Raw genomic sequence first — 12,849 nt, 5'->3', positions numbered from 1 at the left:
CTTGCTGCCCGGGCGGGCAGTTTTTCACATTTACCCCGGCAGTGCTTTGATACTATCGCTCTCCGTCGTCACCAGGAGTCACCGCCACATGCAACACCAGTGGGATGAAATGCACCGTACCCGCAAGCCCACGTTTGTGTTGTGTGGCGAGCCCCAGGGGGATGTGCTCAATCTCTATGTCCATGGTTATTCGGCGTTCTTCAGCCAACAGCAACTGGGCAATTTCTCGCAGCAACTGGCAACCATCGAAGGCTCGACCAACCTGATGCTGTTCTGGCCGGCGGGGCACTTCCTGGAAAACCTGTTTGCACCGTTCAAGGATGTGATCGCTTCGATGCTCGGCGGTGGCGCCCTGGGTGCGGCGACCATCGGGGTGGGCAAGGCGATTGCCTATTTCCTCGACCACTACAAAAGCGTCGAGGCGCGAGTGGATGAGGTCGCTAAAAGTCTGCTGCCCGAGTTGGCCAAGTACCTGCACGGCGAGTCGATCAAGGTGCGGCAGATCAACTTGATCGGCCATTCCCTGGGCGCGCGGCTTCTGGTCAAGAGCCTGCTGGCCAGCCCCGAAGTGGCGCGAGAATTGCCGCTGAACAACCTGTTGCTGATGGGCGGCGCGATTTGTACGTCCAGCCCTTGGGACCTGGTGTCGGCGCCGCTCAAGGGACGGGTGATCAACTGCCATTCGAGCAAGGATTGGGCGCTGGCACTCAAGCCCGACACCGAGCGTTGCATCGGCCGTTATGCCATTCCGCTGACACCCGCGCTCAAGGCCAAGGTCGCGAATGTGCACCTGGCCACTTTCGACCATGCCGCTTACTGGCCTCAATTGAAAACGGTGGTGCAGTACACCGACCTGTTGCAGGAGCGCCGGGGCATGATCCGCGCCGATCAGCGTAGCCCTGAAGTGCGCTTTGCCGAAGAGGATGTCGACCTGTTCCCGCTGCTGGTGCAGGCGCGGCCGGAGGAGTTGAAGTTCTTCGCCGAGCTGATGGCGCAAAAGCGCAGTGCCTCGATCGACGCCACAGTGCGCGAGCCCTTGAAGCTGGCCATCGAGTTGCAGCGCATGGGCGGCGACACCTTTATGAACCTGGCCCGGGGGCATGGCGTGAGCTATCGCGAAATCGCCCAGGACGTCGCGCAGCGGGTCGGCATCAAGTTTGATGAACCGATCGAGAAAGTGGCCCTGGCGGATCTGGAACTGCAGATCGCCGAGCGGCTGATCGAGCAATACAAGGACAAACTCAGCCAGGCCGATCGCCAGGTGTTCGAGGCGGAACTGAAGGCTGCGGCGCAAAAGGAGCAGGGCTTTTTCAGTCGCTTCGATGTCGGACGTTCCGCCACCACCGCCCTGAGCGGCACTGCGTTGGCCGGGTTGACCGGGTTTATCCTGCGCCGGGGCGCGGCCACGGCCATTCCTGTGGTAGGGCAGGCGCTGGCGGCGGCGATGCTGCTGGTGAGCGGCGTGCGTGCGTTTTCCGGGCCGGCGTATTCCATCACCACCCTGGCGGTGCTGGTGATCGGGGTGATTCGCGAGCGTCTGGAGCGTGAGGCACTGAACCAGGAGATGGATCTGGTGGTCCAGGTGGTAGAGGCATTTGATCTGCCCCGGGAGACGGTGATGCGTACCGTCGCGTCTGACTGATAAGCTGCGTTCACGTCTTGTGTGAAAGCCTGGTACCCCGCGTGAAATTCAGCCTGCCCAAAATCGCTACTGCACCGTTCTGCCCGCCGGAAGTCGCCGGTTCCATCGTCGTTGATCCCCGTGCGTCGTTTTTCAAGCGCGTGCTGAAGTTCGCCGGCCCCGGCTTGCTGATCTCCATCGGCTACATGGACCCGGGCAACTGGGCCACCGCCATCGAGGCCGGTTCCCGCTACGGCTACAGCCTGTTGTTCGTGGTGCTGCTGGCCAGCCTGGCGGGGATGGCGGTGCAGTGCCTGTGCTCGCGGCTGGGCATCGCCACCGGCAAAGACCTCGCGCAGCTGAGCCGCGAGCGTTACAGCCGGCGCTCGTCATTCGTGCAGTGGATCCTCGCGGAAATCTCGATCATCGCCACCGACCTCGCCGAAGTCCTCGGCTGCGCCCTGGCGTTTCACCTGTTGCTGGGGGTGTCGCTGACCACCGGGATTGTCATCACTGCCTTCGATACGTTGTTGATCCTGGCCCTGCAAAATCGCGGTTTCCGCCGTTTGGAAGCGATCATGCTGGCGCTGGTGGCGACCATCGGCGTGTGTTTCTTTATCGAGCTGGTGCTGATCAAGCCTTATTGGCCCGACGTGTTCCGTGGTTTCACCCCGTCGCTGTCGGCCATCAGTGATGCCGCACCCTTGTACCTGGCCATTGGCATATTGGGCGCCACGGTGATGCCCCATAACCTGTACCTGCACAGCTCCATCGTGCAAACCCGGCTGTTCGGCAAGGACGTGGCCAGCCGCCTGGATGCGGTCAAGCTGGCGCGTATCGACACCATTGGCTCACTGGCGCTGGCGCTGCTGGTGAATGCCGCGATCCTGGTACTGGCTGCTGCGGCTTTCCACCAGACCGGCCACACCGACGTGGTGGAAATCCAGGACGCCTATCACCTGCTCGACCCGCTGGTGGGTGGTGCCTTCGCCAGTGTGCTGTTTGGTATTGCGCTGTTGGCTTCTGGCCAGAGCTCCACGTTCACCGGCACCATCGCCGGGCAGGTGATCATGGAAGGCTATCTCAACCTGCGCATTCCCTGCTGGCAGCGACGCCTGATTACCCGTGGCCTGGCGCTGATCCCGGCGTTCCTCGGTGTGTGGCTGATGGGCGACGACGCCATCGGCAAGCTGTTGATCCTCAGCCAGGTGGTGTTGAGCCTGCAGTTGCCATTTGCGTTGTACCCGCTGATCCGCATGACGGGGGACAAGCGCCTGATGGGGCCGTTCGTGAACAGTGTGCCGACGCGGCTGTTGGCTTGGAGTTTGTTTGTGGTGATCAGCGGGGCGAATGCCTGGCTGATCGGGCAGTGGTTGTTTTGAGCGAAGTGATTTACGTCAAGACAGCCAATGATGTGTATTTCGCCACTATTGGGTCGGCGGTCACTAACTTCATCGGCTCAATGATAGCCGTCGCAATGATGAGCCGATCAAACGGGTCTCTGTGATGGTGTTCAAGGTCCTTGACCGCGATGGCGTGCTCCGAGGTTATGGGCAGTTCCACGTAGCCGCTTTCCAGGCAGTATTCGCGAATTTCGTCCAGGTTGACGTTGAGCTTCCCGAGCCCGACCTTTATCGCCAGCTCCCAGAATGTGGCGGCACTGACGTAAATTTCAGCCGCGTTCTCGATCAGCTTTCTGGCCTTCGCTGACAGTTTTGGATCATCGCTCAGGGCCCAAAGCAGGATGTGGGTATCCAGCAGTATCCTCATGGGTGGTTTCCCTCAAACGCATCCAGCACGTCGTCTGGCAATGGCGCATCAAAGTCATCCGGCACCACCAGTTTGCCCTTCATTGCGCCGATTCGCCGGCCTGTCGGTTTCCCGACAGGAACAAGGCGAGCCATCGCACGCCCATGCTTGGCTATGGTGATGATTTGGCCGGCGGCGGCATCATCGACCAGTTTTGATAAATTATTTTTTGCTTCACCCAACGGTACGGTAATCATTTGGTCTTCCCGAGGTTTTGGCCAAATATAGCCAAAATTTCGTAAGCAGGCAAAGATCAACCGACTGCTGGTGGAAGGTGATTTTTGCGGGGACGATTGTAGGTTTCCGAACGGGTAATGACTGGCATCCATGACGTCTCTCCTGAAGGAATTCGTCGAAGTCTGCCCGAGTGCAAGAGGTTTTTGACCCATGTTTTGGAAAATCAGATCGGACTTACTTAAGGAGGGACTTTTCCCGACAGTGCGGGCCGAATAGTTTCCCACGGTTACTCAACGGTCCCAGTACGGCACTGCCCCAAAACACTCGACGAAGTAGTCAATCACCGTCCGCACCTTCAACGACAACCGCCGACTGCCCGGCCAGAGCGCCGCAATCTGTTGCGGCTCCAGGGTCGTCGCCACTTCATAGTCGGTCAGCACCGCCTGCAGCGTGCCGGCACGCAGCCCTTCGCCGATCAACCAGGACGGGAACACCACCAGCCCCAGGCCCTGCTCGGCGGCGTGGGTCAGGGTGTCGGCGTGGTTGCCGGTGATCGGGCCCTTGACGCTGTAGGACGTCCAGTCGTCCTGGTCGCGGCGGAAGAACCAGCGTTGTTGGCCGGTGACGCCCTTGTAGGCCAGGCACTGGTGGTTCACCAGTTCGTCCGGATGCCGGGGCGTGCCGAAACGCTCCAGGTAGCCGGGGCTGGCTGCAAGGCGGAAGCGCTGCGGGGCGAAGATTCGCGCCTGCATGCCGGAATCGTTCAGTACGCCAATGCGGAACAGCAGGTCGGTGCCGTCTTGCAGCGGGTCGACGTAGGTGTCGGTTTGCTGGATATCCAGTTGCAGCTTCGGGTAGCGCCGGCACAACTCCCCGAGCCACGGCGAGAGGTGGCGCTGGCCAAACACCATCGGCGCATTGATGCGCACCAGGCCGCTGGGTTCGCTTTCCTGTTCCTGCAATGCCTGGCCGGCGACTTCCAGTTGCTCCAGCATCAACCGCGCATGATGCCCCAGCAGGCGCCCGGCTTCGGTAGGGCTGACCGCACGGGTATGGCGGTACAGCAACTGTTGGCCAAGGGCCTGCTCCATCAACTGGATTTGCCGGGAAATGGAGGAGGGTGCCAGCCCTTCACGGCGTGCGACTTCGGAGAAACTGCCGTAGTCCAGTACTGCGACAAACAGGCGAAGCGCCTTGAAACTCAGTTCGTTCAAGCCCTGCATCATGACTCCGTTCTGTGCGATTTGCGCAAAGGTGTTGTCGGCATGCTCCCATTTATCGCACAACAGCGCCACCGGATAATGCGCGCCATTGTTCCTCTCTCTAACGCGCAGGTGATGTATGCAGGCTTCTTCAGTGGCGGGTGTGGCTCAGGCCAGGCCCAAGACGTTTCTTCGGTTGTTGCTGTTGCCGCTGGTGATTTTCGCCGGCATGGGTTTGTCGGTGGAGGCCGGCTTGCTGGGGCCGCTGGGTGTGCAGGTCGGCCACTTGTGGGCGACCTTGAGTATCTTCGGGGTCGGCTCGGCGATCCTGTTTTTGCTGTTGCTGTTCAGCGGCCCGCAAAAAGGCCCGGCGTTGACCGACCTGCCGCGCTGGCAGCTGATCGGCGGCTTCCTGGGGCCGATGTACGTGGTGGTGTTGACCCTGGCTACGCCACATATCGGCATCGCGATGACCATGATTGCAATCTTGTCGGGGCAGGTGGGCAAGAGCGTGTTGATCGACCACTTCGGCTGGTTCGGCACCGCCCGCAAGCGGGTCAACGTTGAGCGCTGGATTGCACTGGCGTTGATTGTGGTGGCACTTGTTCTGATTGCGCGAGGTTAAGTCGATGAACCTGATTCTATTGTTGGTGTTGGTGGTGGCCGCCGGTGCGGTGTTGAGTGTGCAGGCCGCGATCAACGGCCGCCTGGGGCAGGCGGTGGGCGTATTGCGCAGCAGTCTGCTGACCTTCGTGGTGGGTGCGATCAGCACCGGGTTGCTGATTCTGTTTTTCGAGCCAGCCCATGCCGTCAGCCTGCTGGATGTGCCGAAGTGGCAGCTGACCGGGGCGTTGTTCGGGGTGGTGTACATGATGGTGATGGTTGGCGCGGTACCGATTGTCGGCACGGCGGTAGCGACGGTGGCGGTGATTGTCGGGCAGTTGGGCATGGGCATGTTGATCGACAACTTTGGCTGGCTCGGCAACCCGGCCATCGAACTGTCCGGCAGCCGGATTGTGGCGATGCTCTGCCTGGCGTTGGCCCTGGTGTTCATGTATCGCAGCAACGCTCGTCGGGCTGACTGACGGGCCTTTGAACCTTGAATCATTGCCGATAGTCACTGCTTGAGGTGCTGGCGTTCGCCACACCTGGACGACCATGAAAAGGAGTCTGACCATGCAAGAGAAAACATGCGCCTGCCCCCACTGTAAGTGCCAGTTGGGTACAACCGCGGTGATGAAGGATGGCAAGGGGTATTGCTGCCAAGGCTGCGCCGAGCATCATGCCCATGGTGAGCCTTGTGCTTCGGCGACCGGGTGCGAATGCGCCAAGTCCGCCCACGGCTAACGCGAACGACCTGTAGGAGCGAGCTTGCTCGCGAAAAACCTGAGAACGACGCGGGGTACCAGGTACCCCGCGTTATCGTTAACGACCTTCGCGAGCAAGCTCGCTCCTACAGTTTCACGCGGTGGGGCGCGCATCCGAGCGGCGCCACTGCACGTTTTCGATGCCGAATTTCTCGGCCTGGGGCTGGCTCGTTTTCTTCACCTGCTCCCGGGCAAAGCGCCCGATGCGGCCTACGCCGGGATCGCAGCTTGCCCAATGCCAGGCTTCGGCGTTGTCGAGTTTTTCCAGGCGGATGATGAACGACTTGGGCTGGCCATGCAGCGTGTAGTCGATCACGAAAAGTTTTGCGTTAGTCATGGATCCGTTAACCCTCCCTGTGTCTTTAAGTGACCCTCCTGACGCGGTAAAAATTCACTCGGATTATCCGCCGCAGGTCTTATCATGCCTCTCCAGCCCTGAATGATGTGCCCTCCATGGCCCTAGCCGCGCCGCCCGACCTCAGCAATCACGCCGTCCCCGTGCAACCCTTGGCGCGTACCTACCCACGCGGGTTGTACGTCGAGCCCCATCAGCACGATTGGGGCCAGTTGCTTTACGCCATGAGCGGCGTGATGTGGGTCGAGACACCCCGGGAAGCGCTGGTGGTGCCGCCCCAGCGCGCGGTGTGGCTGCCGCCGGGTGTCGAGCACGGGATTCGTGTGGTGTCGGACTTGCAGATGCGCAACATCTACCTGCGCCCGGCGCTGGCGGTGACCCTGGACAGCCAGGTGCAAGTGATCGAGGTCGGCGGGCTGCTGCGCGAACTGATCGTGGCGCTGGTGGAGCAGGGCGATCAGGGTGACCAGGCCTACTACGAGGCCGTGGTCGGCCTGGCCCTGCTGGAACTGCAACGGGCCCGGCGCTCGCCGATCCGCATTGCCTTGCCCGTGGGCGCCGACCGACGCCTGACGAGTGCCTGCCAGGCGGTGATGGCGTCGCCTTCCCTGGACATTCCCTTCGAACAGCACGCCGAAGCGGCCGGTGCCAGCGTACGTACCCTGGCCCGGCTGTTTCAGAACAGTCTGGGCATGGGCTTTGCCGAGTGGCGCCGCCAGGTGCAGTTGGCCACCGCCGTGGCCGAGTTGATCCAGGGCCAGCCGGTCAGCGCTATCGCCCGTTCCCTGGGGTATTCGCCGAGCAGTTTCAGCGACATGTTTCGCCGCGAACTGGGGATGGCGCCGTCGCAGTATCCCGTCTGAGGCTTGGCCGAAATTCTGAAGCAGTTGGCCGATGCTTCGGATTTGGCTTCCCTACACTGCCCGCATCAACCCTTGCTGCGGAGTGTTCCATGAATTACCTGATTTCCTTGGCCATCGGCCTGTTGGTCGGCGTGATTTACGGTGCCCTGGACTTTCGCTCGCCCGCGCCTCCTGCCATCGCCCTGGTCGGGCTGATGGGCATGTTGATGGGCGAGAAGCTCTGGCCCATGGGCCGGCAGATGGTCAGCGCCTGGTTCTCCTGAAACCCTTTTTAACCTCGATGGATATTGGCCATGAAAGCACTGCAATTTTCCGCCACCGGCGATCTCGCTGCCCTCGCTTACGTCGACGTCGCCACGCCGGTGCCGGCAACCGGTGAAGTCCTGGTGCAGATCAAGGCCGCCGGGTTGAACCCCAGCGATGTGAAGAACGTGCTCGGGCGTTTTCCCTACACCACCTTGCCACGCATTCCCGGGCGGGACTTTGCCGGGGTGGTGGTGGAAGGCCCGCAGGAACTGGTCGGCCAGGAAGTCTGGGGCACCGGTCGCGACCTGGGCTTTTTCGCTGACGGTTCCCACGCCCAGTACCTCACCGTGTCGGCCAAGGGCGTGGCGCACAAGCCCAGCCATCTGAGCTTTGCCCAGGCCGCCAGTCTCGGCGTGCCGTACACCACGGCGTGGGATGCCCTTGAGCGCAGCGGTGTCGGCAAAGGCACTCGCTTATTGGTGATTGGTGCCAATGGAGCGGTAGGCAGCGCGGCGTTGGCCCTGGCGAAGATTCGTGGGGCCCAAGTGCTGGGGGCCGTGCGTCGGCCGGAACAGTTCGAGGCTTTGCGCGAGCAGGGTTTCGAGGGCTTGTTACTGGGCCAGCCGGAAGCGCTGGGAGGGCAGGTTAATGCGCTGTTCGGTACCGGCGCCGATGTGATCTTTGACACCACCGGCTTCTGGTTGCCGGCAGCGGTGGCGGCACTCGCACCTTTTGGCCGTATCGCAATCATCGCCGCGCCGGTTGACGGGCACGTGCAACTGCCGGCCCTGGCGTTGTACCGCAAGGGTGGTTCGGTGGTGGGGATCAATTCGTTGCTCTACAACTGCGAACAGTGCGCGGTGATGCTGGAGCAATTCGGGCGGTTCTTCGATGAGGATTTGCTGCCGCTGCCGACGGGTTTGCGGGAAGTGTCGCTGGCTGAAGGCGTGCAGTGCTTTGAGGAAGTGAATCAGGGCAGTGCAGACAAGATTATCTTCCTGCCCTGACCCGCTCATTGTGGGCACGGGCTTGTGTGGGAGCGGGCTTGCTCGCGAAAGCGGTGGGTCAGTGCCGAATGTATTGGCTGACACACCGAATTCGCGAGCAAGCCCGCTCCCACATTTGATCTTTATTCAGGCTTCGGGAACGCCTTTTTCCCACGCCGACCAGTTCTTCAGAATCGCCTGCACCAGCGGATTGCCGGTGCGATAAAGGTTCTCCAGCGCCGGCACGAAACCGCCCTGGTCCGCATACTTCAACAGGTTGTCCACTTCACTGTAGCCCGGGTACGGCCGATCAAAGTCGGAACCGGCCCGCACCACCGCCAGGCGATTGATATCCACCAACCCTTCACGGCTGGCCCGCAGCAACGCTTCATAGGTGGAGTTGTCTTCCTGCTGGGTGGTGCAGTACACGCCTTTATTGTCCGTCAGCAACTTGGTCCAGACTTCGGCGCGCTCACTCAGGCGCGTCCCGGAGAACCAGGTATTGCCCGCCAGGGTGTCGCATTGGGTGACCTGCGGCGGCTGATTGGCCGGTGCGTAGGGATAGTGTTTGCGCCAGGCCGTGGACTCCTTGCTTTCACTGAGTTCGACTTTCTGCGACAGCGCAAACGCCTTGGCTTGCAACTTGGGATTGAGCTCGAACACCTCGGTCTTGTAGTCCAGTGGCGGCTTCTCGTTCGGCCCCTTGGTATTGATGCCGATGTAGCCGGTCGGCCAGTCCTTCGGCGCGTCCCGTGAATCCAGCTCCCACTGGGTGCCGAACTCCACCAGGTAATGCGCCCACGCGGCGGTGCCGATGGTGCCGTGGTGCGGGTTGATCCCGGCAATCCCGGCGATCAGGAAGTAGCTCTGGCGCAGGTCGAACTTGGGCGACAACGCCAGTGCCAGGGTCGAGGCGGCGGCGTTGGTCTGGCCCATGCCGGTCACCAGCAGGCACACGTCCTGGGTGTTGCAGCGAATCACCGGATATTCGGCCGACAAGCCCGGCACGCGCACTTCCTGCTTGAGCTCCAGACGGTCGATCCAGTTCTGCGCCTCGGGGGCAAACATGGTGATCAGCATCACCTTGGGCTTGATCGGGGCCGGTGCATCGGCCAGCACGACCTGCGGCAACAGCGCCCCGGCGGCCAGGCCGATGGCGATTGAAAGGCGGGTAAAGGTCTTCATCTACTGCTCCTTGTTCACACTCAGAATTGATAGCCCACGCCGGCGTAGTAACCCCAGCCGTTGGAGCGGGCGCGGAAATTACCGTCGCCAAAGTTCAGCTCGCTGCCGTCTTCCCAGTTGCCGCCGTTGTGGAAGTAGCGGCCGACCAGGGTGAAACGCAGGTGAGTGAACGAATACAACAGCACGTTTGTTGCAACCAGGGAGTTGGCGGTGCGCGCGGGGTTGTCTTTGTGCAGGTCCGAGCCGAAATCGTAGTTGGTGAAGCCGATATAGGTCAGCGACGCACCATTGTCGAAGCTGCCGATGGGCACGATGTATTTCATCTGCGCCCGGTAGCCGTCCCACGAATACTCGTTGCTGGCGCCGTAGTTTTCCCACTGGTAACGGCCATAGAAGTTGGCCGACAGGTTGACCCGCGAGTGGGTCTCGATGTCGGTGCCCAGGCCGCTGTACAAGGTGTTGGCGCGGTTGTCCTTGTTGCTGCCGTGGTCGTAGATCCAGTCAAACGCCACATACCACTCTTTAAACGGCCCGATGGCCAGGCTGCGGCCCGCCAGGTAGTCAATGGAGATACGCGGTTCGTGCTCCATGAACACTGGGGAACCGTGGTCCCACGCACCTTTGTCATTGCTGTTGCCGATGCCGAAGATCTTCGGGATGTCGACGTAGCCATACAGTTCGAACGGGCCCTTGCGGCCGAAGTATTCGTACTCCAGATACACGTCATCGGCGGGTTTGGGGCCGAAGCTGATGTCTTTGCTGCCGATTACCGTCAGGTCCTGGTTGAACCAGTCCGACAGGTACACGCCTTTTTTCGAGGGGCTGGCTTCCGGGGCCAGGGTTTCGCCCTGTGCTGAGTCATCGGAGGGTTTTTCCTGCGCCAAAATGGGTGCGCTGAGTACTCCCGTAACGGCAGCCAGTAGCAGGGAAACAGCAAAAGGGGTGGCCGACGCGGGCCGTCTGGAAGTGGGTTGCATTGAAAATCCCTGTTCTTACGCGGTTGTGGCCCGATTCCTCGGGTTGAGGGGAACCTGGTGTCCAGGTTCGTTCCGCAAACGTTTGCACAGGTTGTACCAATTTGTGTCAATTGCATGAAGGAATTGAGAAAAGTGCGATTTAGTCGGCCTTTTGGTCAGAAACGTAACGGACCGGGTAAAGGCGTGTGTGGCATCCTGCAGGACCTCGCACTGGGAGTCGCCCGATGTTCGAACACTATTTGAAACGCTGGAACCTGACACCCGAGGGTGACGCCATCATCACCCCTGGCAGCGACCTGCTGCCCGTGCGCTGGGACGGACAGCCGGCGATGCTCAAGATCGCCCGCGAGCCGGAGGAAAAGCTCGGCGGCGAGTTGATGACCTGGTGGGCCGGCGAGGGCGCCGCCCGCGTGTTTTTGCATGACGGCGATGCGGTGCTGATGGAGCGCGCAACCGGTCCGGGTTCGCTGATGCACATGGCCCTCAATGGCCAGGACGATGAAGCCAGCCGCATTGCCTGCGCCACCGTGGCGTTGTTGCATGCCCCGCGCCCGTCGCCACCGGCGGGCTTGCACTCATTGGAGCACTGGTTCCGCTCCCTGTGGCTTGCTGCCGAGGGTAAAGGCGGGCGGATACGCGAGTGTGCCGCCACGGCCCGCAGCCTGCTGGCTTCACCTCAGGAAACTGTGGTGCTGCACGGTGATGTGCACCACGACAACGTCCTCGATTTCGGCACCCGGGGCTGGCTGGCGATTGATCCCAAGCGGGTGGCCGGCGAGCGTGGCTATGACTACGCGAATTTGATCTGCAATCCGGATTTGCCCACTTGCACCGATCCGGCGCGATTTGCACGCCAGGTCGAGATCATCGCCGGGGCCGCGGGCCTGGAGCGCCGGCGCCTGTTGCAATGGGTGGTGGCGCACGCCGGTTTGTCGGCGGCGTGGTTTCTGGAGGATGACCAGCGACACCGCGCCGATAGGGAGCTGGAAGTGGCACGCCTGGCTCAATGTGCCTTGGTAAATGGCAGCGCCTGATCACCGTTGCGGTTGAACAGGTACATCGCGGTTTCCCTGCGATACTCGCTGGGCGTCTGGTTCATCTCGATGCGAAAGTGCCGGTTGAAGTTGGAGAGGTTGGCGTAGCCCACTTCAAAGCAGATATCGGCCACTGACATTTCGCTTTGCAGCAACAGTCGGCAGGCGCGCTGCACCCGGAACTTGCGCATCAGGTCGATAAAACCGTGGCCGGTGACGCGCTTGAAGAACCGCGAGAAGCCTGGCTCGCTCATGTCCAGCCGTTGGGCGATCACCGACAACCGCAGGTCGCCGGTCAATTCCGTCATCAGGTAGTCGAAAGCCTTGTGAATGCGCTCCGAACTGCGGGCGTCCAGGCTTGGCGTGTAGCAGGCACTGGCCAGGCAATGGGCTTCCCCCGACGGCGCCTGCATCAAGGTGTGCAGCAGTTGGATGAACAGAATCAGGCGCGCCAGCCCCTGGGCAGGGCCGATGGATTCCAGCAGTTGCGCGGCCTTCAGTGCCGTCTCGCCGGTGAACTCCAGGCCGCGCCGGGCCCGGTCAAACAGGCCTTGCAGGTCGCCCAGCTCAGGCAGCGTGGTGCGCAGGGCCAGCAGCGCGGCACCGTCGAATTGCAACACCACATCGCGCCCCGTCAGGTATTCGCCCGGGGCCAGGTCGCCGATCCAGTCGTGGGGCAGGTCGGGGCCGATCAGCGCCACATGGCCGGCGCCAAATGCACCGATGTAGTCGCCCGCCACCAGCTTGCCGCTGCCGTGGCGGATCAGGTGGATTTCGAATTCGGGGTGATGGTTCCAGCGGGCAAGCTCGAACGGATAGTCATGTTCGTACCAGCGAAAGCCATGCTCGGGCTCGGCCAGAATCACTTCCAGCTCGGCGGGGCGCTGCTCGAAAAGGGCGGATCGGCTTGCAGGCATGGGCATGGCCCTTCTGGGCTTTTTGGAATGGCACCAAAATACGCCCTTTGTCCAAGTAGCCGCTACCCCGGGTTTTGCCCGCCACTGATACTTTTTTGATCTTGGCGATG

The 12,849-nt window shown here is 61.5% G+C and carries 16 protein-coding genes; 9 read left to right on the top strand and 7 right to left on the bottom strand.

What is annotated here, in order from left to right; genetic code table 11:
* Nucleotides 1-88: 88 nt before the first annotated feature.
* A complete protein-coding gene (locus tag ACUN0G_RS31750; RefSeq protein WP_445575324.1) occupies nt 89-1,642 on the top strand; it encodes a DUF726 domain-containing protein in 1,554 nt (517 codons plus the stop codon).
* A gap of 41 nt (nt 1,643-1,683) precedes the next feature.
* Nucleotides 1,684-3,003 (top strand): Nramp family divalent metal transporter, encoded by a 1,320-nt coding sequence (locus ACUN0G_RS31745; RefSeq protein WP_445575323.1) that lies wholly within the window; start codon nt 1,684-1,686, stop codon nt 3,001-3,003.
* Nucleotides 3,004-3,013: 10 nt separating this feature from the next.
* Here ACUN0G_RS31745 and ACUN0G_RS31740 read toward each other — a convergent pair whose 3' ends face one another.
* The 3 genes from ACUN0G_RS31740 to ACUN0G_RS31730 form a co-directional block, all read right to left on the bottom strand.
* Nucleotides 3,014-3,391 carry a type II toxin-antitoxin system VapC family toxin gene (locus ACUN0G_RS31740; protein WP_017479860.1) on the bottom strand — a complete coding sequence of 126 codons (378 nt, stop codon included), beginning with the start codon at nt 3,389-3,391 and terminating at the stop codon, nt 3,014-3,016.
* On the bottom strand, nt 3,388-3,759 hold the full coding sequence (locus ACUN0G_RS31735; RefSeq protein WP_445575322.1) for a type II toxin-antitoxin system Phd/YefM family antitoxin: 372 nt from the start codon (nt 3,757-3,759) through the stop codon (nt 3,388-3,390). The genes ACUN0G_RS31740 and ACUN0G_RS31735 overlap by 4 nt, the downstream gene beginning before the upstream one ends.
* Before the next feature lie 138 nt (nt 3,760-3,897).
* Nucleotides 3,898-4,830 carry a LysR family transcriptional regulator gene (locus ACUN0G_RS31730; RefSeq protein WP_017479862.1) on the bottom strand — a complete coding sequence of 311 codons (933 nt, stop codon included), beginning with the start codon at nt 4,828-4,830 and terminating at the stop codon, nt 3,898-3,900.
* 118 nt (nt 4,831-4,948) lie between these two features.
* Here ACUN0G_RS31730 and ACUN0G_RS31725 point away from each other — a divergent pair, with 118 nt between their 5' ends.
* From ACUN0G_RS31725 to ACUN0G_RS31715, 3 genes are all read left to right on the top strand, one after another.
* Nucleotides 4,949-5,434, top strand: coding sequence for a DMT family transporter (locus ACUN0G_RS31725; RefSeq protein WP_076016275.1), 486 nt, complete (start codon nt 4,949-4,951; stop codon nt 5,432-5,434).
* A 4-nt stretch (nt 5,435-5,438) separates the two neighbouring features.
* On the top strand, nt 5,439-5,894 hold the full coding sequence (locus tag ACUN0G_RS31720; RefSeq protein WP_003208100.1) for a DMT family transporter: 456 nt from the start codon (nt 5,439-5,441) through the stop codon (nt 5,892-5,894).
* 91 nt (nt 5,895-5,985) lie between these two features.
* On the top strand, nt 5,986-6,156 hold the full coding sequence (locus tag ACUN0G_RS31715; protein WP_258345138.1) for a metallothionein: 171 nt from the start codon (nt 5,986-5,988) through the stop codon (nt 6,154-6,156).
* A 114-nt stretch (nt 6,157-6,270) separates the two neighbouring features.
* Here ACUN0G_RS31715 and ACUN0G_RS31710 read toward each other — a convergent pair whose 3' ends face one another.
* Nucleotides 6,271-6,513 carry a DUF6555 family protein gene (locus ACUN0G_RS31710; RefSeq protein WP_445575321.1) on the bottom strand — a complete coding sequence of 81 codons (243 nt, stop codon included), beginning with the start codon at nt 6,511-6,513 and terminating at the stop codon, nt 6,271-6,273.
* Nucleotides 6,514-6,629: 116 nt separating this feature from the next.
* On the opposite strand from ACUN0G_RS31710, the gene ACUN0G_RS31705 reads away from it, so the two are divergent.
* The 3 genes from ACUN0G_RS31705 to ACUN0G_RS31695 all read left to right on the top strand — a co-directional run bounded on the left by ACUN0G_RS31705 (nt 6,630) and on the right by ACUN0G_RS31695 (nt 8,647).
* Entirely contained in the window at nt 6,630-7,394 is a 765-nt protein-coding gene (locus ACUN0G_RS31705) for an AraC family transcriptional regulator (protein WP_309254987.1), read from the top strand.
* 89 nt (nt 7,395-7,483) lie between these two features.
* Nucleotides 7,484-7,657 carry a DUF1427 family protein gene (locus ACUN0G_RS31700; protein ID WP_177070947.1) on the top strand — a complete coding sequence of 58 codons (174 nt, stop codon included), beginning with the start codon at nt 7,484-7,486 and terminating at the stop codon, nt 7,655-7,657.
* A gap of 30 nt (nt 7,658-7,687) precedes the next feature.
* Entirely contained in the window at nt 7,688-8,647 is a 960-nt protein-coding gene (locus tag ACUN0G_RS31695; RefSeq protein WP_445575320.1) for a quinone oxidoreductase family protein, read from the top strand.
* 126 nt (nt 8,648-8,773) lie between these two features.
* On the opposite strand, the gene ACUN0G_RS31690 is transcribed toward ACUN0G_RS31695, so the two are convergent.
* Together ACUN0G_RS31690 and ACUN0G_RS31685 are read right to left on the bottom strand one after the other, a co-directional pair.
* Nucleotides 8,774-9,811, bottom strand: a complete 1,038-nt coding sequence (locus ACUN0G_RS31690) for a purine-nucleoside phosphorylase (protein WP_177028320.1) — start codon at nt 9,809-9,811, stop codon at nt 8,774-8,776.
* A gap of 20 nt (nt 9,812-9,831) precedes the next feature.
* Nucleotides 9,832-10,788 carry a nucleoside-specific channel-forming protein Tsx gene (locus tag ACUN0G_RS31685; RefSeq protein ID WP_177070949.1) on the bottom strand — a complete coding sequence of 319 codons (957 nt, stop codon included), beginning with the start codon at nt 10,786-10,788 and terminating at the stop codon, nt 9,832-9,834.
* Nucleotides 10,789-11,012: 224 nt separating this feature from the next.
* Between ACUN0G_RS31685 and ACUN0G_RS31680 the strand changes: the two genes are divergently transcribed.
* Nucleotides 11,013-11,822 carry an aminoglycoside phosphotransferase family protein gene (locus ACUN0G_RS31680; protein ID WP_445575319.1) on the top strand — a complete coding sequence of 270 codons (810 nt, stop codon included), beginning with the start codon at nt 11,013-11,015 and terminating at the stop codon, nt 11,820-11,822.
* Here ACUN0G_RS31680 and ACUN0G_RS31675 read toward each other — a convergent pair.
* Nucleotides 11,792-12,739 (bottom strand): AraC family transcriptional regulator, encoded by a 948-nt coding sequence (locus ACUN0G_RS31675; RefSeq protein ID WP_258345144.1) that lies wholly within the window; start codon nt 12,737-12,739, stop codon nt 11,792-11,794. The genes ACUN0G_RS31680 and ACUN0G_RS31675 overlap by 31 nt on opposite strands.
* Nucleotides 12,740-12,849 lie beyond the last annotated feature (110 nt).

This window comes from Pseudomonas sp. 32A (assembly GCF_052682255.1).
Note: the sequence above shows the minus strand (reverse complement) of the source record. Positions and strands in the feature narration are given on the sequence as shown.